Source organism: Pseudomonas sp. 58(2021), from assembly GCF_017491585.1.
GTDB classification, from domain to species: Bacteria; Pseudomonadota; Gammaproteobacteria; order Pseudomonadales; family Pseudomonadaceae; genus Aquipseudomonas; species Aquipseudomonas fluorescens_BT.
This window is the reverse complement of the sequence record NZ_JAFGYZ010000008.1, coordinates 217,957-240,235: the sequence shown is the minus strand read 5'-3', so window position 1 is coordinate 240,235 and position 22,279 is coordinate 217,957. Positions and strand designations below refer to the sequence as shown.

Here is a 22,279-nt window from a genome sequence, read left to right as displayed (position 1 = left end):
CCGGTGCAGACGTTTGCGTCTGCACAAGAGAGCCTCATTAGCCTGAGTCGATCTGCGTGAACCCACCGCTGATTTCCGGCGGCAGATTGCTCGACCCCATAACCTCCATGAATATGCGGGCGTGCCCATGATTACCCTGAAACTCAATGGTCAAGACCATCCACTCGATGTCACCGAGGACATGCCGCTGTTGTGGGCGATCCGTGACGTCGCCGGTTACAACGGCACCAAGTTCGGCTGCGGCATGGGCCTGTGCGGTGCGTGCACCATTCATATCGACGGCGCGCCGGCGCGCAGTTGCATCACTCCGATCGGTTCGGTGGTCGGGCAGAACGTGACCACCATCGACAACTTGCACGCCGACCCGGTAGGCCAGATCGTCCAGCAAGCCTGGCTCGACACCGCGGTGGCCCAATGCGGTTACTGCCAGGGCGGGCAAATCATGTCCGCCACCGCGTTGCTCAAGACCAACCCGAACCCAAGCGACGAGCAGATTGAAGAGGCGATGGTCGGCAACATCTGCCGCTGCGGTACCTACAACCGGATCAAGACTGCGATCCGTCAGGCATCCACTCACTTGAAGGAGGCCAAGGCATGAGCCGTCTACCGAACGATTTTGCCCTGAGTAACCTGAGTCGCCGGGGCTTCCTCAAAGGTGTCGGCGCTACCGGTGCGCTGGTGCTGGCGGCGAGCTGGGGCTGGCAGGATGCGCTGGCCGAAGACAAACCGAAGAAATTCGGTGCCGATGGCATGCCCAACGGCTGGATCGATGATCCGAAGGTCTACGTCAGCATTGCCGCCGACGGTACGGTGACTGTGGTCTGCAACCGCTCGGAAATGGGCCAGGGCGTGCGCACCAGCCTGACCATGGTGGTCGCTGATGAGCTGGAAGCCGACTGGGCCCACGTCAAGGTTCAGCAGGCGCCGGGTGATGAGGTGCGCTTCGGCAATCAGGACACCGATGGCTCGCGCAGCATGCGTCACTGGTACGAACCGATGCGTCGTTGCGGCGCCGCTGCCCGGACGATGCTGGAGCAGGCAGCCGCCGCGCAGTGGAAGGTTCCGGTCAGTGAGTGCCACGCGCAACTGCACAAAGTCATTCACACACCGTCCGGGCGCGAGCTGGGTTACGGTGAGCTGGCCGCTGCGGCCAGTGCGCTGCCGGTTCCGGGCCGAGACAGCCTGCGGCTCAAGCAGCCGTCGGAGTTCCGTTACATCGGCAAGGAAGGCACCAAAGCCATCGACGGTGCCGACATCGTCAATGGCCGTGCGGTGTACGGCGCTGACGTGCATTTCGACGGCATGCTCTACGCGGTGATTGCTCGCCCTGCGGTTTACGGCGGCAAGGTCAAGTCGGTGGACGACAGCGCCGCGCTGAAAGTGCCGGGCGTACTCAAAGTCATCCAGATCGAACCGCGGCCACTGCCTTCGGAATTTCAGCCGTTGGGTGGCGTGGCCGTGGTGGCCAGCAATACCTGGGCGGCATTGAAGGGCCGTGAAGCGCTGAAAATCGAGTGGGACGATGGCCCGAATGCCAGTTACGACTCCGTTGCCTATCGCAAGGAGATCGAAGCCGCTTCACTGAAACCGGGCAAAGTGGTGCGCAATACCGGCGACATCGACAAAGCCATCGGCAGTGCTGCCAGCACGTTCGAAGCCTCTTATTACTTGCCGCATCTGGCCCAGGCACCGATGGAGCCGATGGTCGCCATCGCTCGCTATAAAGAAGGCGTGTGCGAGGCCTGGGCGCCGAGTCAGGCACCGCAGGTCACCCGTGAGCGGATCGCTGAACGCCTCGGTTTGCCGTTCGATAACGTGACCTTCAACGTGACGCTGCTCGGCGGTGGTTTCGGTCGCAAGTCCAAGCCGGATTTCGTTGTTGAAGCTGCCATTCTGGCGAAGGAATTTCCCGGCAAGGCTGTACGGGTCCAGTGGACGCGCGAAGACGACATCCACAATTCCTATTTCCACACCGTGTCGGCCGAATACCTCAAGGCCGGTGTGGGCAAGGACGGTTTGCCGTCCGCCTGGCTGCACCGCACGGTGGCGCCGAGCATCACCGCGCTGTTTGCGCCGGGCATGAATCACGAAGCCGCGTTTGAGCTGGGCATGGGCTTCACCAACATGGCCTACGCGATTCCCAACGTGCGCCTGGAAAACCCTGAGGCCACGGTGCATACGCGGGTGGGCTGGTATCGCTCGGTGTCGAACATTCCCCATGGTTTTGCGATCCAGAGCTTCGTCGACGAACTGGCGCACAAGGCCAAGGAAGACCCGCTCAAGTACCAGATCAAATTGCTCGGTCCGGATCGGCAGATCGACCCGCGCACGCTCAGTGAAGAATGGAACTACGGCGAATCCCCCGAGCGTTATCCGATCGACACCGGACGTATGCGCACCGTGCTGGAAACCGCGGCCAAGGCCGCCGGTTGGGGGCGCAAATTGCCCAAAGGGCGCGGCCTCGGGCTGGCAGTGCATTACAGCTTCGTGACTTATGTGGCGGCGGTGATTGAGGTCGAGGTCAAGGACGATGGCACGCTGATCGTGCACAAGGCCGATATCGCCGTGGATTGCGGGCCGCAAATCAACCCTGAGCGGATCCGTTCGCAGTTCGAAGGCGCTTGTGTGATGGGCCTGGGCAATGCCGTGTGGGGCGAAATCAGCTTCAAGGACGGCAAGGTGCAACAGGACAACTTCCATATGTATGAAGTGGCACGCATGTCGCTGGCACCGAAGGAAGTGGCGGTGCATCTGGTGTCGCCGCCGGGCGAGGTGCCGCTGGGTGGTGTCGGTGAGCCGGGCGTACCGCCGATTGCGCCGGCACTGTGCAACGCGATCTTCGCTGCCACTGGCCAACGCATTCGCAACCTGCCGGTGCGCTACCAGTTGCAGGGCTGGCAGAAGGCGCAAGCGTGATGGACAGCGCCGATCTGAATGTCCTGCGTAGCGTGCTCGAATGGCGTCGTGCCGGGCAGCGGGTGGTGTTGTTCACCGTGGTGCAGACCTGGGGCACCGCGCCCCGGGCGCCCGGCGCGATGCTGGCGTTGCGTGAAGATGGCGTGGTGATCGGTTCGGTGTCCGGCGGTTGCGTCGAAGACGATCTGATTGCCCGGCTGCACGATGGGCGAATCAGCACCGACGGACCGCCGGTGCAATTGATCACCTACGGCGTGACGCAGGAAGAAGCCGCGCGCTTCGGCCTGCCTTGCGGCGGCACCCTGCGCCTGACCGAGGAACGGGTCGGTGATCCGGCGTGGGTCGCCGAGTTGCTGGCCCGCTGCGAGGCCCACGAAATTGTCGCTCGCGAGCTGAACATCGGCACTGGTGAGGTGGTGTTGCACCCGGCCGGCAAGAGCGACGCCTTGAGCTTCGACGGCCAGACCCTGCGCGCCATTTACGGTCCGCGCTGGCGCCTGCTGTTGATCGGCGCCGGGCAGTTGTCGCGGTACGTGGCCGAGATGGCGCGACTGCTGGATTTCGAAGTGCTGATCTGTGATCCGCGCACCGAATTCGTCTATGGCTGGGAAGAGCAGCATGGGCGGTTTGTGCCCGGCATGCCGGACGAGGCGGTGCTGAATATCCAGACCGATGAGCGCACGGCGATTGTCGCGCTGACTCACGATCCACGGTTGGATGACATGGCGCTGCTCACGGCGCTCGATTCCAAAGCATTCTATGTCGGTGCGCTCGGCTCACGGGTCAACAGCCGCAAACGTCGGGAAAATCTGGCTGAGCTAGGCTTGTCGGAAGCGGCCATCGCCCGTTTGCACGGGCCGATCGGTTTGCATATCGGCAGCCATTCCCCGGCGGAAATCGCCCTGTCGCTGTTGGCGGAAATCGTCGCGATCAAGAATGGTGTCGAGCTCAAGCAGAAGAAGACCGTGGAGAGTGTATGAGCCGATCCATCGGAGTGATTGTGCTGGCGGCGGGCGAGGGCAGCCGTTTTCGCGAAGTGGCGGGTGCCGACAAGGACAAGCTGCTGGCCGATTGCACCGGGCGTGACGGCGCGGTGCGTTCGGTGATCGAGCAGGTGTTGGTGAATCTGCCGGCGAGCCTCGACAATCGAGTGCTGGTGACGACCGAGGCGCGGCCGCAGGCGATGCGCATGGCGCAGGCTTACGGGTGCGACATTGTCTCGATCGAGTCCACGGGAATGGGCGACAGCATCGCGGCGGGTGTGGCAGCTTGCCCGGATGCCGATGGCTGGTTGATTGTGCTGGGCGACATGCCGTTCATCCTGCCGTCGAGTATTGAGCGGGTCGTGGCGGCGATTGCCGAGGATACGGTCAGCGTACCGACGTTGAACGGTGACTATGGGCATCCGGTCGGGTTTGGTCGCTCGTTCGCCGCAGGGCTGATGGCCTTGTCCGGTGACCGGGGCGCCAGGCCGTTGTTCGCCCAAGGGCGGGTGATTGAAGTCGCGGTGGATGATCCGGGGGGGTTGTGGGATATCGACGTGCCGGATGCGCTGGTTTTCCCGCCATCCTGATAAAACCTTGAGGCAAAAAAAAGCCCCGCCTGGATCACCAGGCGGGGCTTTTTAGTGGCGGTCGGAATCAGACGAGAGGTTTAGGCTCGTGTTCTTTTTCCTGGGCCTGTTCGTGGTGCTCGACCGCGTCCTGAACGGAACGTGGCGCTTCGGCAATCACGGCTTCAACGGCAACTTCTTCAGCGACCGGGGCAGGGGCTGCCTCGACCACTTCGGCAGCTGGAGCAGCAGCGGCGGCAGCGGCAGCCAGTTCGGCTTCCTTCTGCAGACGCTCTTCTTCACGCTTGCGACGACGCACTTCACGCGGGTCGTTCGGCGCACGGCCGCTTGGGGTCAGGGCGCTGACCGGAGCAGGCGCAGCAACTGGCGCTGGCGCTTCGGCTGCGACTGGCGCTGGTTCTGCAACAACCACTGGTTCGGCGGCCTTGGCTTCTTCAACAACAGGCGCTTCAACCACTGGCGCTGGTGTTTCAGCGACAGCCGGCTCGGCCACCCAGTTGAAAGCGGTCTGCTCTTCGCGAACTTCACGCACGGTTTCGGTCACGGTTTCAGCGACGGTTTCGACAACCGACTCTTCAACTACGGCTGGTGCTTCGAAGGTCACCGCGGGTTCGGCAGCCGCTTCAGCCTGAGGCTGAGCTTCGCGAACCGGCGCCACTTCGACTTCCGGAGCAGCAGCTACTTCGACCGGAGTGGTTGCTTCAACAACCGGTGCTTCTACTGGAGCAGTTTCCAGGGTTGCAGCGGTGGCGCGTTCAGCTTGCTCGTGGGCCTGAGCTTCGGCCGGAGCGCTGATCACGGTGCTGGCAACAGCGGCAGTAACAGCCAGGCCGGCAGCCAGATCGGCAGTGCTTGGCTCGGCGGCTTCAGCGTTTTCGGTGGATTCTTCCGAACCTTCGATCACGTTGCCATTGGCGTCACGCTGACGCTCGCGACGGTTGCTGCGACGACGCTGACCACGGGAGCGGCGGCGTGGACGATCGCCTTCGGCGTTCTCCGAACCATCTTCCGGCAGTTGCTCTTCACTGGTGGTGATTTCTTCTTCGGCTACGGCAGCAGCGGCCTGTTCGGCACGCGGTTGACGCTCTTCACGCGGAGGACGTGGTGCACGTTCTTCACGCGGCTGACGGGCCGGACGCTCTTCAGCGCTGCCGGTGGCAGCGACGGCCGGAGCGGCATCCAGAGGCTCGCGCAGTTCACGTACGCGTTCTTCACGCTCGCCACGCGGCTTGCGGTCTTCACGCGGAGCACGCGGTGCACGTTCTTCACGAGGGGCGCGTGGTGCGCGTTCTTCACGGGCTACCGGTGCTTCGTCACGGGATTCGCGTGGCTCGCGGACTTCACGTGGCTCTCGCGGTTGACGCTCTTCACGCGGCTCACGTGGTGCGCGTTCTTCACGCGGTGCACGTTCTTCGCGAGGCTTGCGTTCTTCATCGCGGCGACCGTTACGGTTGCGGCTCTGCTGACGACCGTTGCGACGCTCTTCGTTGCGGGCCGGACGCTCGGCCGCAGGTTTTTCAACCACAACCGGAGCAACAGGCTCTTCTTTAGTGGCGAACAGGCTGACCAGCGACTTCACCAGGCCTTTGAACAGGCTTGGCTCTGGCGCGGCAACCGGAGCAGGTGCCGGGGCCGGCGCGGCGACTTCGGTCGGAACCGGAGCGTTGGCGCGGGCCGGAGCGGTCTTGACGGCGGCTTCCTGGCGAACCAGGGTGCGGGTCGCGGCGGCTGGCTGGACGTCTTCGACATCGGCGGCAGCGGCAGCGATTTCGTAGCTGGACTGGTTGGTCGCGGCTTCCGGGCTGTCGTCACGCAGACGCTGAACTTCGAAATGCGGGGTTTCGAGGTGATCGTTCGGCAGGATGACGATGCGGGCGCGGGTGCGCAGTTCGATCTTGGTGATCGAGTTGCGTTTTTCGTTGAGCAGGAACGCGGCCACCGGGATCGGCACTTGAGCGCGAACTTCGGCGGTACGGTCTTTCAGGGCTTCTTCTTCGATCAGGCGCAGGATCGCCAGGGACAGCGATTCGACGTCACGGATGATCCCGGTGCCGCTGCAGCGCGGGCAGACGATGCCGCTGCTTTCGCCCAGCGAAGGACGCAGGCGTTGACGGGACATTTCCAGCAGGCCGAAGCGCGAGATGCGGCCGATCTGCACGCGGGCGCGGTCGGCTTCCAGGCATTCGCGGACTTTCTCTTCCACGGCGCGCTGGTTCTTGGCAGGGGTCATGTCGATGAAGTCGATGACGATCAGGCCGCCGATGTCGCGCAGGCGCAACTGACGGGCGATTTCTTCAGCCGCTTCAAGGTTGGTCTGCAGGGCGGTTTCTTCGATGTCGCTGCCTTTGGTGGCGCGCGCCGAGTTGATGTCGATGGACACCAGGGCTTCGGTCGGATCGATGACGATGGAGCCGCCGGACGGCAGTTCGACGACGCGCTGGAAAGCGGTCTCGATCTGGCTTTCGATCTGGAAACGGTTGAACAGCGGAACGCTGTCTTCGTACAGCTTGATCTTGCTGGCGTACTGCGGCATCACCTGGCGGATGAAGGTCAGGGCTTCGTCCTGGGCTTCAACGCTGTCGATCAGCACTTCGCCGATGTCCTGGCGCAGGTAATCGCGGATGGCGCGGATGATGACGTTGCTTTCCTGGTAGATCAGGAACGGCGCGGAACGATCCAGCGAGGCTTCCTTGATCGCGGTCCAGAGTTGCAGCAGGTAGTCGAGGTCCCACTGCATTTCTTCGCTGCTGCGGCCAAGGCCGGCAGTGCGCACGATCAGGCCCATGTCGGCTGGAGCGACCAAGCCGTTCAGCGCTTCACGCAATTCGTTGCGTTCTTCGCCTTCGATGCGACGGGAGATGCCGCCGGCACGCGGGTTGTTCGGCATCAGGACCAGATAACGACCGGCCAGGCTGATGAAGGTGGTCAGGGCTGCGCCCTTGTTGCCACGTTCTTCTTTTTCGACCTGAACGATGACTTCCTGGCCTTCGCTCAGGACGTCCTTGATGTTGACGCGGCCTTCGGGGGCTTTCTTGAAGTATTCGCGGGAGATTTCTTTGAGGGGCAGGAAGCCGTGGCGCTCGGAGCCGAAATCGACAAAGGCAGCCTCAAGGCTTGGTTCGATGCGAGTGATACGGCCTTTATAGATGTTGGCCTTTTTCTGCTCGCGTGCACCGGATTCGATGTCCAGGTCGTAGAGGCGCTGGCCATCTACCAGTGCAACACGCAACTCTTCGGGTTGAGTTGCGTTAATCAGCATTCTTTTCATGTAGTACCGTCGGTTTCCGGGCTGCCGGAAACGGCGTTCGGCACACACGACTTCTCACGGTCGGTGTCAGGTGCGTCGGGAGTGGTTGGCCATTCCCGTGTCCAGCGATGTCCGGCCAATTGGGCCGTTATCGCGACGTACGCGTCCTGCTTGCTGTGGCTACTTAAGCACTCAGTCAGGAGGAGGAATCAACCGTGGCTGTGGACGAGATGAAGCGTCTTGATAAAACCTGTTGCTACACAGTCCAGCGGTTGTGCATCTCCACCCTACACGTATCCCTGATAATTCGGGTGCTGCCGCGCGCAGAATCCGCAGCGGGTTGGCATTTACCGTGAGCTCCGAAAGGGGAGGTCACGCATCATGGCTAATTCAGGCGGTGTTTCCGGCGTCTTCGCTCGGGGTCATCCGCGGCTGACTGCACTTTGTGAACTGGCCGTGAATATGGCTCGCGTGGCGAGTCAGAACTCTGCTTTGCGGCGTGATTCAGGCCTCATGTCACCTGCGCTTGTTACAGCTGCAAACTCCACCGTTACGTAGCGAAAGCCCCGTAGGACGGCCTCGCGTCCTGGTGAATTGCGTTGGTCAGGGCCGGTTTTTGACCGTGGTTCCGCTGTCCAGGCCGCTTTTGGCGGCGTTCGCGACTATAGCAGCAATGATTAAGTGCTTCAATTCCATAAAAATTGTTATCATCCGCGCCATGACGACTACTGCCCCTTCGACTCCAGGCGTTCAATTGCTTGAGGTCTCGCCGGAATATGCCGGCCAACGAATCGACAATTTTCTCCTCGCCCGGCTAAAAGGCGTGCCCAAGACCTTGATTTACCGCATTTTGCGCAAAGGCGAAGTGCGCGTGAACAAAGGTCGGATCAAGCCCGAATACAAGCTGCAGGCCGGCGACATCGTGCGCGTGCCGCCCGTTCGCGTGCCTGAGCGCGACGAGCCAGTGCCTTTGGCCCAGGGTCTGTTGCAGCGCCTGGAAGCCTCGATTGTCTACGAAGACAAGGCCCTGATCGTGATCAACAAGCCCGCCGGCATTGCGGTTCACGGTGGCAGTGGCTTGAATTACGGCGTTATCGAAGCCTTTCGTCAGTTGCGTCCCGATGCCAAGGAGCTCGAGCTGGTTCACCGTCTCGACCGTGATACCTCCGGCCTGCTGATGATCGCCAAGAAACGCAGCATGTTGCGTCACTTGCATGCCGCGTTGCGCGGTGATGGCGTCGATAAGCGCTACATGGCATTGGTTCGCGGCAACTGGGCGACCTCGATCAAGCAAGTCCGTGCATCACTCGGCAAGAGCAATCTGCGCTCCGGTGAGCGCATGGTCGAGGTTGACGAGGAGGAGGGCAAGGAGTCTGTGACCGTGTTCAAGGTCCTGCGTCGCTTTGGCGATTTTGCCACTCTGATTGAAGCCAAGCCGATCACCGGTCGCACGCACCAGATCCGCGTCCACACATTGCACGCCGGGCACTGCATTGCCGGTGACACCAAATACGGCGATGACAGTTTCAGTAAGGAAATTCGTGATCTGGGCGGCAAGCGCCTGTTCCTGCACGCCTACATGCTGACCGTGCCGCTGCCCGATGGCGGTGAACTCAAGTTGCAGGCGCCGGTCGATGAAATGTGGGCCAAGACTGTGGAGCGATTGAGTGCGCCCATCTGATTACAAACTGCTGATTTTCGATTGGGACGGCACGCTGGCTGATTCCATTCATCGGATTGTCGAGGCAATGCACTCGGCGTCCGGGCGCTCCGGTTTCGAGCTGCGTGATGACTTTGCCGTCAAAGGCATTATCGGTCTGGGATTGCCCGAGGCGATCCGTACGCTGTATCCCGAAATCAGCGATGCCGAAATGACCTTGTTTCGCGAGTATTACGCCGATCACTACATCGCCGCGGAAGCCGAGCCTTCGCCGTTGTTCGAGGGCGTAGTCGAGTCGATGGCGTCTTTTCGCGAACAGGGTTACCACCTGGCGGTCGCGACCGGCAAGAATCGTCGCGGGCTGGATCGGGTGCTCAAGGCCAATGGCTGGGAAGATTATTTCGATATCACCCGCGCTGCCGATGAAACTGCAAGCAAGCCGCACCCTCTGATGCTGGAGCAGATCCTTGCGCATTGCGGTGTGCGTGCCGAACAGGCGCTGATGGTCGGCGATTCGTCCTTCGATCTGTTGATGGCGCGCAATGCGGGGATGGATTCGGTGGCGGTCAGCTACGGCGCGCAGTCGATCGAATCGCTGCAGCAGTTCGAGCCGCGACTGTCGATCGACCATTTTTCCGAATTGCATGCCTGGCTGGGGAAGCAGGCTTAATACGTTTTTGCTGGGGTGGATGGCATGACCGACGAATGGAAAGCACCGGCCAAGGCAACCGCCGACGACGGTGACGCGAAAAGCTGGAAGCTGCTGGAAAAGACTCTGCTGGCCAGCGTGCAGGAGCAGCGTCGTTCGCGCCGCTGGGGTATCTTCTTCAAGCTGTTGACCTTTGTTTATCTGTTCGTGGCGCTGATCCTGTTTACGCCGTTGATGGATATGGAGAAAAGCGCCACGCGCAGTGGCAATTACACCGCGTTGATCGACGTCACCGGCATGATCGCCGATAAAGAACCTGCCAGTGCCGACAATATCGTCGGCAGTCTGCGCGCGGCGTTCGAGGACAAGAAGGTCAAGGGCGTAATCCTGCGCATCAACAGTCCGGGCGGCAGTCCAGTGCAGTCGGGTTATGTTTATGACGAGATCAAGCGCCTGCGCGGCTTGCATCCTGATATCAAGCTGTATGCGGTGATTTCTGATCTGGGCGCCTCCGGTGCTTATTACATTGCCAGCGCGGCGGATCAAATTTATGCCGACAAGGCCAGTCTGGTGGGCTCAATTGGTGTGACGGCAGCCGGCTACGGGTTTGTCGGTACGATGGAGAAGCTTGGCGTCGAGCGTCGCACTTACACCTCTGGTGAGCACAAGGCGTTCCTGGATCCGTTCCAGCCGCAAAAGCCGGAAGAGACAGCGTTCTGGCAGAGCGTGCTGGATACCACGCACAAGCAGTTCATCAACAGCGTCAAGCAGGGACGCGGTGATCGCCTGAAGGACAAGGATCATCCGGAGCTGTTCTCCGGTCTGGTCTGGTCGGGTGAGCAGGCGCTGCCGCTGGGTTTGATCGACGGCCTGGGTAATGCCAGTTCGGTGGCGCGTGATGTGATTGGCGAAAAAGAGCTGGTGGATTTCACCGTTCAGGAATCGCCGTTCGATCGCTTCTCGAAGAAGCTCGGAGCCAGCGTTGCCGAGAAACTGGCAATGTGGATGGGTTTTAACGGCCCGTCTTTACGCTGATCGAATGCTGCAAGAAAAACCGGCCTGAGGGCCGGTTTTTTTGTGGGTCAGGGAATCTGTACGCCTTCGGCCAGCAGCATGTCGATCAGGCGAATCAGTGGCAGGCCGATCAGGCTGGTGGCGTCCGGGCCTTCGGTGGACTGGAACAGGCTCACGCCCAGCTCCTCGGCCTTGAAGCTGCCGGCGCAGTCGTAGGGCTGCTCGGCGCGCAGGTAGCGCTCGACGCGGGCCTGATCCAGTGTGCGCATGTGCACAGTGAAGGGCACGCAGTCGACCTGGCACTGGCCGGTCTGGCTATTGAGCAGTGCCAGGCCGGTGAGGAAGGTCACGCTGGCGCCGCTGGCGGCCAGCAGTTGTTCGCGAGCTTTTTCGAAAGTGTGGGGCTTGCCGATAATGCGCTCGCCGAGTACGGCGACCTGGTCGGAGCCGATGATCAGGTGAGCAGGGTGGCTGTCGGCCAGTGCCCGTGCTTTCTGTTCGGCGAGGCGTTTGACCAGTTCGATTGCCGATTCTCCCGGGCGATGACTTTCGTCGATGTCCGGCGAGCTGCAGACGAACGGCAAGCGCAGGCGATTGAGCAATTCCCGACGATAGGTCGAGCTTGAAGCGAGTAATAAAGGCAGCATTCGCGTCTCCAGAGGCAGGTTGCAGATTCTAGCGGAGGCTCGCAAGTGACGGACAGGGCACAATTTCCTTTGACATGGGTGGGGGCATCCCTATAATGCTGCGCCTATGTTGAATGACCCGATTCCACCTCACGTTGACCCGCGCAAATTGGCTGACCGTGGCACCACCCTTCAAGGTGAACTGCTGCTGGCCGATTTGAAGAGACTCTGCGACCCGCTTTCCGACGATGTCGGTACGGTGCAGGCCAAACTCGTTTTTGAACGAGATGAACGTAAATCTGTGGTGATCCACAGCTTTATCGACACCGAAGTCAAAATGGTTTGCCAGCGTTGTCTTGAGCTGGTCACCCTGCCGATCCACAGCGAGTGCAGTTACGCTGTAGTGAAGGAGGGTGCGAATACCCAGTCGTTACCGAAAGGTTATGACGTGCTGGAACTGGGCGAAGATCCATTGGATCTGCAGTCACTGATCGAGGAGGAGCTTCTGCTCGCCTTGCCCATTGTGCCTGCTCATCATCCGGAAGAATGCCAGCAGCCGGCGGGAGCAGATGAGCCCGAACCGAGCGAGGACGAGGTAACGCGGTCCAACCCGTTCAGTGTATTGGCGCAGTTAAAGCGTGACCCAAACGTTTAGGAGTTAATCAATTATGGCTGTTCAGCAGAACAAAAAATCCCGCTCTGCCCGTGACATGCGCCGTTCGCACGACGCTCTCGAGGCTAGCACCCTGTCTGTAGAAAAAACCACTGGTGAAGTTCACCTGCGTCACCACGTATCGCCAGAAGGCGTATACCGTGGCCGTAAAGTGATCGACAAGGGCGCTGACGAGTAATCACTTGTCCGCTCAAGTCATCGCGATTGACGCAATGGGCGGGGACTTCGGTCCCCGCAGCATTGTTCAGGCCAGCCTTGCTTGCCTTTCTGCTACGCCCTCGCTGCACCTGACCCTCGTCGGTCAACCCTCCCTTCTTGAAGAATTGATCACCGGCCAATCGGCTGCCGATCGCGCGCGCCTGACGGTTGTTCCGGCGTCCGAAGTCATCACCATGGACGAAAAACCTGCCCAGGCTCTGCGTGGCAAGCCGGATTCGTCGATGCGTGTCGCCCTCGAATTGCTGCGTGACGGCAAGGTCCAGGCCTGTGTCAGTGCCGGTAATACCGGTGCGCTGATGGCTCTGTCGCGCTTTGTGCTCAAGACTCTGCCGGGGATTGATCGTCCGGCCATGGTGGCCGCGATTCCTACGCAGAAGGGCTACTGCCAGTTGCTCGATCTGGGCGCCAACGTCGATTGCAGTGCCGAGCATCTGCTGCAATTCGCTGTGATGGGTTCTGTGGCCGCGCAAACCCTGGGCATTGCCCGTCCGCGCGTCGCGCTGCTCAATATCGGCACCGAAGACATCAAGGGCAATCAGCAGGTCAAGCTGGCGGCGACTTTGTTGCAGGCCGCCAGAGGCATCAATTACATCGGTTTCATCGAAGGCGACGGCCTGTATCGTGGCGAGGCGGACGTGGTGGTTTGCGACGGTTTCGTCGGCAATATCCTGCTCAAGTCCAGCGAAGGCCTGGCGACGATGATCGCCGCTCGCATCGAGGCTCTGTTCAAGAAAAACCTCCCTTCGCGCATCGTGGGTGCCTTGGCGTTGCCATTGATGAAGCGTCTGCAGGCTGATCTGGCGCCTGCGCGACATAACGGCGCAAGCTTTCTCGGCTTGCAGGGGATCGTGGTGAAAAGTCACGGTTCCGCCGGGGTTCAGGGCTTTCAGAGCGCCATTCAGCGGGCGTTGATCGAGATTCAGGAGAATCTTCCGGAGCGCCTGCACGGTCGTCTGGAGGATTTGTTGTCTTAGGCGTTTTCGTCGGACAATGCTTAAATGTGACCGCCCGGTTCAAAGGGCCATCCAACTGTCAGTTTCTTGCGTCCCTCTAGCGGGATGCCATTTTTCCGACGACAAGATCATTAGGGGCTTGTTACATGTCTGCTTCCCTCGCATTCGTCTTTCCAGGACAGGGTTCGCAGTCCCTCGGCATGCTGGCCGAGCTGGGCGCGCAACATCCGCTGATCCTCGAAACTTTCAAAGAAGCATCCGATGCTCTGGGCTACGACCTGTGGGCACTGACCCAGCAGGGCCCGGAAGAGCTGCTCAATCAAACCGACAAAACCCAACCGGCCATTCTGACCGCTTCGATCGCCCTGTGGCGTCTGTGGCTGGCTGAAGGTGGTGCGCGTCCGGCCTTCGTTGCCGGTCACAGCCTGGGTGAATACAGCGCACTGGTCGCTGCCGGCAGCCTGAGCCTGGCGGACGCGGTAAAACTCGTCGAGCGCCGTGGCCAACTGATGCAGGAAGCCGTTCCAGCCGGGCAGGGCGGCATGGCTGCCATCCTCGGTCTGGAAGATGCTGACGTGCTGGCAGCTTGTGCCGAAGCGGCTCAAGGCGAAGTGGTCAGCGCGGTGAATTTCAATTCCCCGGGTCAGGTGGTGATCGCTGGCGCCAAGGCGGCTGTCGAGCGCGCCATTGAAGGCTGCAAGGCTCGTGGCGCCAAGCGAGCCATGCCGCTGCCGGTCAGCGTGCCATCGCACTGTGAGCTGATGCGCCCGGCTGCCGAGCGCTTTGCCGAGTCCATCGCCGCCATCGACTGGCAGGCGCCGCAGATCCCTGTGGTGCAGAACGTCAGCGCTCAGGTGCCGGCGGATCTGGAAACCCTCAAGCGCGACCTGCTGGAGCAACTCTACAAGCCGGTTCGCTGGGTCGAGTCCGTACAGACTCTGGCAGCGAAAGGCGCGACCAATCTGGTCGAGTGCGGCCCTGGCAAAGTGCTGGCCGGCCTGAACAAGCGTTGCGCCGAAGGCGTTTCGACTTCCAACCTCAATACCCCAGACGCTTTCGCTGCTGCTCGCGCAGCGGCTGTCTGAATCAGGAGAAGCTTGCATGAGTCTGCAAGGTAAAGTTGCACTGGTCACCGGCGCAAGCCGTGGTATCGGCCAGGCTATCGCACTGGAACTGGGTCGTCAGGGCGCCATCGTTGTTGGCACCGCGACTTCCGCTTCGGGCGCTGAGCGTATTGCTGCGACCCTGAAGGAAAACGGCATTCAGGGCGCAGGTTTCGAACTGAACGTCACCAGCGATGAGTCGGTCACCAAGGTGCTCGCGAGCATCCAGGAGCAGTTCGGTGCTCCGGTGGCGATCCTGGTCAACAATGCCGGCATCACTCGCGATAACCTGATGATGCGCATGAAAGACGACGAGTGGTACGACGTGATCGATACCAACCTGAACAGTCTGTATCGCCTGTCCAAGGGCGTTCTGCGCGGCATGACCAAGGCGCGTTGGGGTCGAATTATCAGTATTGGCTCGGTGGTGGGTGCCATGGGCAACGCTGGCCAAGTAAACTATGCAGCCGCCAAGGCCGGTCTGGAAGGTTTCAGCCGTGCCATGGCGCGTGAAGTCGGTTCGCGTTCGATTACGGTCAACTCGGTAACCCCAGGGTTCATCGACACCGATATGACTCGCGAGCTGCCTGAAGCACAGCGTGAAGCCTTGCAGACGCAGATTCCGCTGGGCCGTCTGGGACAAGCTCAAGAGATCGCTTCCGTGGTCGCTTTTCTTGCATCCGACGGTGCGGCATACGTGACCGGGGCTACAATCCCGGTGAACGGCGGGATGTACATGTAATTCAAATGTGACGGATTGCTTCAAAAAAATGTCATACGAGCTGTCTAAAATCCGTTATAAAGCTGCAATCTATTTATAGGCAGAGGGCCGCAGGGTTTGAGGAGTGAAGCTTTCAGTTGAAAAGCTGAAAAGTCTTTCTATACACTTACCCACTGGCCAGCTGCCTGAATTTGTCCATTAGGAGTGAAAACAAGGTATGAGCACCATCGAAGAGCGCGTCAAGAAAATCGTTGCCGAGCAACTGGGTGTTAAAGAAGAAGAAGTGGTAAACACCGCTTCCTTCGTAGAAGACCTGGGTGCCGACTCCCTTGACACCGTTGAGCTGGTGATGGCTCTGGAAGAGGAATTCGAGACCGAAATCCCTGACGAAGAAGCTGAGAAGATCACTACTGTACAAGCTGCAATCGACTACGTTACTAGCCACCAGGCGTAATAGTTTGTAATCGTTGCTTGCTGTCATGGAAAAACCGCACTGCCATCATGGCGTGCGGTTTTTTCTTTAGGCCTGATGCAAAGTCGTCATTTGAAAAAGGAGAGTGCTGTGTCGCGTAGACGCGTCGTAGTCACCGGTATGGGTATGTTGTCGCCACTGGGCACGGATGTGCCGAGCAGTTGGCAGGGCATTCTGGCTGGCCGCAGTGGCATTGGTCTGATCGAACACACCGACCTTTCTGCCTATTCCACCCGCTTTGGCGGCTCGGTAAAGGGCTTCAATGTCGAGGAATACCTGTCGGTCAAGGAAGCGCGCAAGCTCGACCTGTTCATTCAGTATGGTCTGGCGGCCGGCTTTCAAGCCGTACGCAATGCCGGTCTGAAAGTCACCGATGCCAACCGTGAACGCATTGGCGTGGCCATGGGTTCGGGTATCGGCGGTCTGACCAACATCGAAGAAACCAGCCGCACCTTGCACGAGACCGGTCCGCGCCGGATTTCTCCGTTCTTTGTGCCTGGCTCGATCATCAATATGATTTCCGGTTTCCTGTCCATCCACCTGGGTGCACAGGGGCCTAACTACGCTATCGCCACAGCGTGTACCACCGGTACGCACTGCATCGGCATGGCAGCCCGTAACATCATGTACGACGAAGCCGACGTGATGATTGCCGGCGGCGCCGAAATGGCCGCGTGCGGTCTGGGCATGGGCGGCTTTGGCGCTTCTCGCGCACTGTCGACCCGCAACGATGAACCGACCCGTGCCAGCCGTCCATGGGACAAGGGCCGTGACGGCTTCGTACTGTCCGACGGTGCCGGTGCGCTGGTGCTCGAAGAGCTCGAGCACGCCAAGGCCCGTGGCGCGACCATCTACGCCGAGCTGATCGGTTTCGGCACCAGTGGCGATGCGTTCCACATGACTTCGCCACCTGCCGACGGCGCCGGTGCTGCACGCTGCATCACCAATGCGCTGCGTGACGCGAAGATCAATGTCGATCAAGTGCAATACATCAACGCCCACGGTACTTCGACGCCGGCCGGCGACCTCGCCGAAGCCAATGCGATCAAGTCGGTGTTCGGTGATCACGCCTACAAACTGGCGGTCAGCTCCACCAAGTCCATGACCGGTCACCTGTTGGGTGCAGCGGGCGCGGTCGAGGCGATCTTCAGTGTGCTGGCGATCAACAGCCAGGTGGCGCCACCGACCATCAACCTCGATGAGCCGGATGAAGGCTGCGATCTCGACTTTGTGCCGCACACCGCACGCAACATGGACATCGATGTCGTACTGTCCAACTCGTTCGGGTTTGGCGGCACCAACGGCACGTTGGCGTTCCGTCGGTTCGCCGGCTGATGGACTGCTGGGTCGACGGTCAACCGGCTGACGCTCTGTCGCTGAAAGATCGCGGCCTGGCTTACGGCGACGGTCTGTTCGAGACCATCGCCGTATGTGGCGGCCAGCCTTTGCTGCTGGAGCGTCACCTGACTCGGCTGGCCGAGGGCTGTTCACGCCTGGCCATCGCGGCCGATATCGAGCTGATCCGTAGCGAGCTGCAAGCCTATGCAGCGGCCATGGGCGAGGGGGTGCTCAAACTCATCCTCACCCGCGGCGACGGTTTGCGCGGTTATGCGCCGGATCCTTCGGCGCAGGGCCGACGGATTCTGCAAGGCAATCCTCCTGCGGCGTATCCTGCTGTCCATGGCGAGCAAGGCGTTCGCCTGTTCCCGTGTACGACGCGTTTATCTGTTCAGCCCTTGCTGGCAGGTCTCAAGCACCTCAATCGTCTGGAACAGGTCCTCGCTCGCGCCGAATGGCAAGACAGCGAGCACGCGGAAGGCCTGATGCTCGACCAGACGGGGCGTGTGATCGAAGGTGTGTTCAGCAACCTGTTTTTGGTACGTGACGGCGTGTTGGTCACGGCGGATCTGAAACGTTGCGGCGTGGCTGGCGTGATGCGCGCCGAATTATTGTTTCAGGCAGCGTCATCGGGTATCCCCGTGCAAATCACCGATATCAGCCTTGAACAGCTGCAATGGGCCGATGAAGTCTTTGTCTGCAACAGCGTGTATGGCGTCTGGCCGGTACGCGCGTACGCTGCACTGAGCTGGCCGGTTGGGCCGCTCACCCGTAAACTGCAAACCATTGCCCGCACGCTACTGGATGCCTGATTCGTGAGACGTAAACTTTTGCTGCTGCTGGAAACCGGACTGGTTCTGGCAGGGCTGCTGCTGGGCGCCAGCGCCTGGAAGATTCATTCGGCGCTGGAACAGCCCCTGAACATCACGCAGGAAGAATTGCTGGATGTGCCGAAGGGTTCCACGCCGACCCGTACTATTCTCGGCCTTGAAGCGGATGGTGTGATCAAGGACGCATTCTGGCTGCGCATTTACTGGCGCTTCAATCTGTCCGGCACCCCGATCCACACGGGCGAGTACCGCATGCAGCCGGGCATGACTGTCAAGGGCCTGATCGAACTGTGGAAGCGTGGCGAAGTGGTTCAATACAGCCTGACACTCGTCGAGGGCTGGAATTTCCATCAGGTGCGCGCCGCACTGGCGAAAGATGAAAAGATCGAACAGACCCTGACCGGCCTGAGCGACAGTGATGTGATGAGCAAGATCGGCCACAAGGGCGTGTTTCCCGAAGGTCGATTCTTCCCCGATACCTACCGCTTTGTGCGCGGGGTTTCCGATACCGAGCTGCTGAAAAAGGCGTTCGACCGCCTTGACGAAGTGCTGGCCAAGGAATGGGAAAGTCGTTCCGCCGATGCGCCGTATACCGAACCGTATCAGGCACTGATCATGGCCTCGCTGGTGGAGAAGGAAACCGGCGTTCCCCAGGAGCGTGGCCAGATTGCCGGTGTGTTCGTGCGCCGCATGGCCCTGGGCATGCAGCTGCAGACCGACCCGACGGTGATCTACGGTCTGGGTGATCGCTACAACGGCAAGCTGACCCGTGCTCATCTCAAGGAAGCCACGCCGTACAACACCTATGTGATTCCCGGGTTGCCGCCGACGCCGATTGCGATGGTCGGCCGCGAGGCGATTCACGCGGCGTTGAACCCGGTGGAAGGAACCAGCCTCTACTTTGTCGCCCGTGGCGACGGCAGCCACGTATTCTCCGACGACCTCGATGCACACAACAGTGCGGTGCGTGAGTTCCAGCTCAAACGGCGCTCGGATTACCGCTCGAGCCCGGCGCCGGCCTCGACGCCGGAAGCCACTCCGGCCACTGGCGAGGCCGTTCCTGCCGCATCCCCCGACACGGCGCCCGAGTCGTTGCCGCAAGTTCCTGCGCAGGAACCCGCGCCGACGCCGGAAACTGGAGCGGTCTCACCGCAAAACGCGCAATGACTTTGATTAAGGACTGCCTGTGACTGGCTTGTTTATTACCCTGGAAGGCCCGGAAGGCGCCGGCAAAAGCACCAACCGCGAATACCTCGCCGAGCGCCTGCGCGCCGCCGGTATCGAAGTGGTGCTGACCCGTGAGCCAGGCGGTACGCCGCTGGCCGAGCGCATTCGAGAGGTGTTGCTGGCACCGGTCGACGAAGTGATGAACCCGGACACCGAGCTGCTGCTGGTGTTCGCCGCCCGTGCCCAGCATCTGGCTGAAGTCATCCGACCGGCGCTCGCCCGTGGCGCGGTAGTGTTGTGTGACCGTTTCACTGATTCGACTTACGCCTATCAGGGTGGCGGCCGCGGCTTGTCGCTGGAACGCATCGCGGCGCTGGAGACTTTCGTGCAGGGTGATCTGCGCCCCGATCTGACATTGATTTTCGATCTGCCGGTGGAAATCGGCCTGGCCCGTGCCAGCGCTCGAGGTCGTCTGGATCGCTTCGAGCTGGAAGGCCGTGAGTTTTTCGAGGCTGTGCGCAGTGCGTTCCTCAAGCGTGCCGAGGCCGATCCTGCGCGTTACGTGCGGATCGACGCCGGTCAGCCGTTGGTCAAGGTTCAACAATCGCTGGATACCCTGATTCCGAACTTGCTGGAGCTTTGCCGTGGCTGAGGCCTATCCATGGCAGGACAGCCTCTGGCAGCAACTGGCCGGGCGTACTCAACACGCCCACGCGTATCTGCTGCACGGGCCGGCCGGGATCGGCAAGCGTGCGCTGGCCGAGCGGCTGATGGCCAGCCTGTTGTGCCAGCGTCCGACGCCTGAAGCCTGCGGCGAGTGCAAGTCCTGCCTGCTGCTCAAGGCGGGCAGCCATCCGGACAATTACATTTTGGAGCCGGAAGAGGCGGACAAGGCGATCAAGGTCGACCAGGTGCGCGATCTGGTCAGTTTCGTGGTGCAGACCGCGCAACTGGGCGGGCGCAAGGTGGTGCTGATCGAGCCGGTGGAGTCGATGAACATCAACGCCGCCAACGCCTTGCTCAAGAGCCTTGAAGAGCCGTCCGGCGACACCGTGCTGTTGCTGGTCAGTCACCAGCCGAGCCGTCTGCTGCCGACCATCAAGAGTCGTTGTGTGCAGCAGGCCTGTCCGCTGCCGAGCGAGGCCATGAGCCTGCAATGGCTGGCTCGGGCGCTGCCGGAATGTTCCGAAGACGAACGTGTCGAACTCTTGACCCTGGCCGCTGGTTCGCCGCTGGCGGCCGTGACGTTGCAGGGACAGGGCGTGCGCGAACAGCGCGCGCAAGTTGTGGAAGGCGTGAAGAAGCTGCTCAAGCAGCAGCAATCGCCGACGCAGCTGGCCGAGGAGTGGAAAAACATTCCGATGCTGCGTCTGTTCGACTGGTTCTGCGACTGGTCGAGCCTGATCCTGCGTTATCAATTGACCCAGGATGAAGCGGGCCTGGGCCTGACCGACATGCGCAAGGTTGTGCAGTATCTGGCGCAGAAAAGCGCTCAGGCTAAAGTGCTCGATATCCAGGACTGGATTCTCGCCCAGCGCCAGAAAGTCCTGAGCAAGGCCAACCTCAACGCGGCATTGCTGCTGGAAGCGTTGTTGGTGCAATGGGCGAGTCTGCCTGGCCAAAGATAAGAATGTGTACCTAGACTCTGAACATCAGCAGTGGAGGTCAACATGAATGAACCCGTGAGCCCGGGGCCGCGCAACGGCATCTTGTCCCTGACCATCAAGGACAAATCCGTGCTTTATGCCGCTTACATGCCGTTCATCAGGAACGGCGGCCTGTTCATCCCCACCAACAAGAGCTACAAGTTGGGCGACGAGGTGTTCATGCTGTTGCATCTGATGGATGAAGCGGAAAAGATTCCGGTGGCCGGCAAAGTCGCCTGGATCACCCCCAAAGGCGCCCAGGGCAATCGCGCGGCCGGCGTCGGCGTGCAATTCAACGATGGCGACAACACCGCCCGCAGTCGCATCGAAACCCATCTGGCCGGAGCCCTGAAGTCCGACCGTCCCACTCATACGATGTAAGTTGCAGTCCTTTTTATGCTCGTAGATTCCCATTGTCACCTTGATCGCCTCGACCTTGCCGTCCACGACGGCTCTCTGGATGCCGCACTGGATGCGGCTCGTCAGCGCGGAGTCGGTCACTTTCTGTGCATCGGCGTCAGTGCCGACAACGCCGCCGATGTCAAAGCGCTGGCCGAGCGCTATGAAGACGTCGATTGTTCTGTCGGCGTGCATCCGCTGGATGTGCAGCCCGGCGCGGCACCGGCACTGGACTGGCTGCTGCACGAGCTCAATCACCCGAAAGTGGTGGCGATCGGTGAAACCGGTCTGGACTACCACTACGAGCCGGAAGCCGCCCAGCTGCAGCAGGAATCGTTCCGTCTGCACCTGCAGGCCGCCCGGCAGACCGGCAAGCCAGTGATCATCCATACCCGTGGCGCCCGCGCCGACACGCTTGAGCTGTTGCGCGAAGCCGCGCTGCCCCAGGCCGGTGTGCTGCATTGCTTCACCGAAGACTGGGACATGGCCAGGGCAGCGCTGGACATGGGTTATTACATTTCCCTGTCGGGCATCGTCACCTTCCGCAATGCCGATGCGCTGCGCGATGTGGCGAGCAAGGTTCCAGCCGATCGCCTGCTGGTGGAAACCGATTCGCCATACCTGGCGCCGATCCCCTATCGCGGCAAGCCGAACCTGCCGCAATACGTGCGGGAAGTGGCAGAGTTTCTGGCAATGCTGCGGGGTGAAAACTACGAGCGTTTTGCCGAGCAGACCACGCAGAACTTCAAGCGGCTGTTTCCGCAGGCACACGTAAAAGCCTGAATCGCAGGCAAAAAAAACCCGGGTTCTGGGGGGTGAATCCGGGTTAAGACCATTAGGAGTAAAACAAAGGCACGCGGTCCTTTGGTACCTTTACCGGCGCGACACTTGGGGGAGATGTCGCCCGACAGTTCAAGTATTGATCAGTCTGGCGTTCAGTCCAGTGGGGCAGTCGGGGTTTTTAAACAAATTTGGAATACGTTCGCTTCGGTTATGTTCTCATTGCCGTGCAAACGTTCGTGAAATGAACAAGAAACACAGATATGGTCGGATGATCCGTGCATTTTTGCGCA

22 protein-coding genes are annotated in these 22,279 nt (G+C 60.7%); 20 read left to right on the top strand and 2 right to left on the bottom strand.

Annotation, left to right across the window (positions count from 1 at the left end; genetic code table 11):
- Positions 1-127 precede the first annotated feature (127 nt).
- From J5M72_RS12025 to J5M72_RS12010, 4 genes are read left to right on the top strand one after another with little or no spacing between them, the layout of a single operon-like run.
- A complete protein-coding gene (locus J5M72_RS12025; protein ID WP_039770687.1) occupies positions 128-598 on the top strand; it encodes a (2Fe-2S)-binding protein in 471 nt (156 codons plus the stop codon).
- Complete coding sequence (locus tag J5M72_RS12020) at positions 595-2,916, top strand: xanthine dehydrogenase family protein molybdopterin-binding subunit (protein WP_207865551.1); 2,322 nt, start codon at positions 595-597, stop codon at positions 2,914-2,916. The genes J5M72_RS12025 and J5M72_RS12020 overlap by 4 nt, the downstream gene beginning before the upstream one ends.
- Positions 2,916-3,896 (top strand): XdhC family protein, encoded by a 981-nt coding sequence (locus J5M72_RS12015; RefSeq protein ID WP_207865549.1) that lies wholly within the window; start codon positions 2,916-2,918, stop codon positions 3,894-3,896. The genes J5M72_RS12020 and J5M72_RS12015 overlap by 1 nt, the downstream gene beginning before the upstream one ends.
- Positions 3,893-4,489: a nucleotidyltransferase family protein gene (locus J5M72_RS12010; RefSeq protein WP_207865548.1), complete on the top strand. Its 597-nt coding sequence runs from the start codon at positions 3,893-3,895 to the stop codon at positions 4,487-4,489. Before J5M72_RS12015 ends, J5M72_RS12010 begins: the two co-directional genes overlap by 4 nt.
- A gap of 67 nt (positions 4,490-4,556) precedes the next feature.
- Here the strand turns inward: J5M72_RS12010 and rne are convergent, their stop codons facing one another.
- Positions 4,557-7,757: a ribonuclease E gene (gene rne, locus J5M72_RS12005; RefSeq protein WP_207865547.1), complete on the bottom strand. Its 3,201-nt coding sequence runs from the start codon at positions 7,755-7,757 to the stop codon at positions 4,557-4,559.
- Positions 7,758-8,454: 697 nt separating this feature from the next.
- Here rne and rluC point away from each other — a divergent pair.
- The 3 genes from rluC to sppA are packed head-to-tail and all read left to right on the top strand — an operon-like array spanning position 8,455 to position 11,080.
- The gene (rluC, locus tag J5M72_RS12000) at positions 8,455-9,417 is read left to right on the top strand and encodes a 23S rRNA pseudouridine(955/2504/2580) synthase RluC (protein WP_169431437.1); all 963 of its coding nucleotides are present in this window, start codon (positions 8,455-8,457) and stop codon (positions 9,415-9,417) included.
- Positions 9,404-10,066: an HAD-IA family hydrolase gene (locus tag J5M72_RS11995; RefSeq protein WP_207865546.1), complete on the top strand. Its 663-nt coding sequence runs from the start codon at positions 9,404-9,406 to the stop codon at positions 10,064-10,066. Before rluC ends, J5M72_RS11995 begins: the two co-directional genes overlap by 14 nt.
- 24 nt (positions 10,067-10,090) lie before the next feature.
- A complete protein-coding gene (sppA, locus tag J5M72_RS11990) occupies positions 10,091-11,080 on the top strand; it encodes a signal peptide peptidase SppA (protein ID WP_169431435.1) in 990 nt (329 codons plus the stop codon).
- A 47-nt stretch (positions 11,081-11,127) separates the two neighbouring features.
- Here the strand turns inward: sppA and J5M72_RS11985 are convergent, their stop codons facing one another.
- Positions 11,128-11,706 carry a nucleoside triphosphate pyrophosphatase gene (locus J5M72_RS11985; RefSeq protein ID WP_207865545.1) on the bottom strand — a complete coding sequence of 193 codons (579 nt, stop codon included), beginning with the start codon at positions 11,704-11,706 and terminating at the stop codon, positions 11,128-11,130.
- 106 nt (positions 11,707-11,812) lie between these two features.
- Here J5M72_RS11985 and J5M72_RS11980 point away from each other — a divergent pair, with 106 nt between their 5' ends.
- From J5M72_RS11980 to J5M72_RS11920, 13 genes are all read left to right on the top strand, one after another.
- On the top strand, positions 11,813-12,340 hold the full coding sequence (locus J5M72_RS11980; RefSeq protein ID WP_085710932.1) for a YceD family protein: 528 nt from the start codon (positions 11,813-11,815) through the stop codon (positions 12,338-12,340).
- A 13-nt stretch (positions 12,341-12,353) separates the two neighbouring features.
- Positions 12,354-12,536, top strand: coding sequence for a 50S ribosomal protein L32 (gene rpmF / locus J5M72_RS11975; RefSeq protein ID WP_003179396.1), 183 nt, complete (start codon positions 12,354-12,356; stop codon positions 12,534-12,536).
- Positions 12,537-12,540: 4 nt separating this feature from the next.
- Positions 12,541-13,551 (top strand): phosphate acyltransferase PlsX, encoded by a 1,011-nt coding sequence (gene plsX / locus J5M72_RS11970; RefSeq protein ID WP_207865544.1) that lies wholly within the window; start codon positions 12,541-12,543, stop codon positions 13,549-13,551.
- Between the two features lie 125 nt (positions 13,552-13,676).
- On the top strand, positions 13,677-14,615 hold the full coding sequence (gene fabD, locus J5M72_RS11965) for an ACP S-malonyltransferase (protein ID WP_007950787.1): 939 nt from the start codon (positions 13,677-13,679) through the stop codon (positions 14,613-14,615).
- A 16-nt stretch (positions 14,616-14,631) separates the two neighbouring features.
- Entirely contained in the window at positions 14,632-15,375 is a 744-nt protein-coding gene (fabG, locus tag J5M72_RS11960) for a 3-oxoacyl-ACP reductase FabG (RefSeq protein ID WP_007950790.1), read from the top strand.
- Positions 15,376-15,571: 196 nt separating this feature from the next.
- Positions 15,572-15,808 carry an acyl carrier protein gene (acpP, locus tag J5M72_RS11955; protein WP_003175607.1) on the top strand — a complete coding sequence of 79 codons (237 nt, stop codon included), beginning with the start codon at positions 15,572-15,574 and terminating at the stop codon, positions 15,806-15,808.
- 108 nt (positions 15,809-15,916) lie between these two features.
- Positions 15,917-17,161, top strand: a complete 1,245-nt coding sequence (gene fabF / locus J5M72_RS11950) for a beta-ketoacyl-ACP synthase II (RefSeq protein WP_207865543.1) — start codon at positions 15,917-15,919, stop codon at positions 17,159-17,161.
- Entirely contained in the window at positions 17,161-17,976 is an 816-nt protein-coding gene (gene pabC / locus J5M72_RS11945) for an aminodeoxychorismate lyase (RefSeq protein ID WP_207865542.1), read from the top strand. The genes fabF and pabC overlap by 1 nt, the downstream gene beginning before the upstream one ends.
- Before the next feature lie 3 nt (positions 17,977-17,979).
- A complete protein-coding gene (gene mltG / locus J5M72_RS11940; protein WP_169431431.1) occupies positions 17,980-19,161 on the top strand; it encodes an endolytic transglycosylase MltG in 1,182 nt (393 codons plus the stop codon).
- 19 nt (positions 19,162-19,180) lie between these two features.
- Complete coding sequence (gene tmk / locus J5M72_RS11935) at positions 19,181-19,813, top strand: dTMP kinase (protein ID WP_207865541.1); 633 nt, start codon at positions 19,181-19,183, stop codon at positions 19,811-19,813.
- Entirely contained in the window at positions 19,806-20,789 is a 984-nt protein-coding gene (locus J5M72_RS11930; RefSeq protein ID WP_169431429.1) for a DNA polymerase III subunit delta', read from the top strand. The genes tmk and J5M72_RS11930 overlap by 8 nt, the downstream gene beginning before the upstream one ends.
- A gap of 42 nt (positions 20,790-20,831) precedes the next feature.
- Positions 20,832-21,188 carry a PilZ domain-containing protein gene (locus tag J5M72_RS11925; protein WP_085710925.1) on the top strand — a complete coding sequence of 119 codons (357 nt, stop codon included), beginning with the start codon at positions 20,832-20,834 and terminating at the stop codon, positions 21,186-21,188.
- Between the two features lie 15 nt (positions 21,189-21,203).
- The gene (locus J5M72_RS11920) at positions 21,204-21,989 is read left to right on the top strand and encodes a TatD family hydrolase (protein ID WP_207865540.1); all 786 of its coding nucleotides are present in this window, start codon (positions 21,204-21,206) and stop codon (positions 21,987-21,989) included.
- Positions 21,990-22,279: the final 290 nt, after the last annotated feature.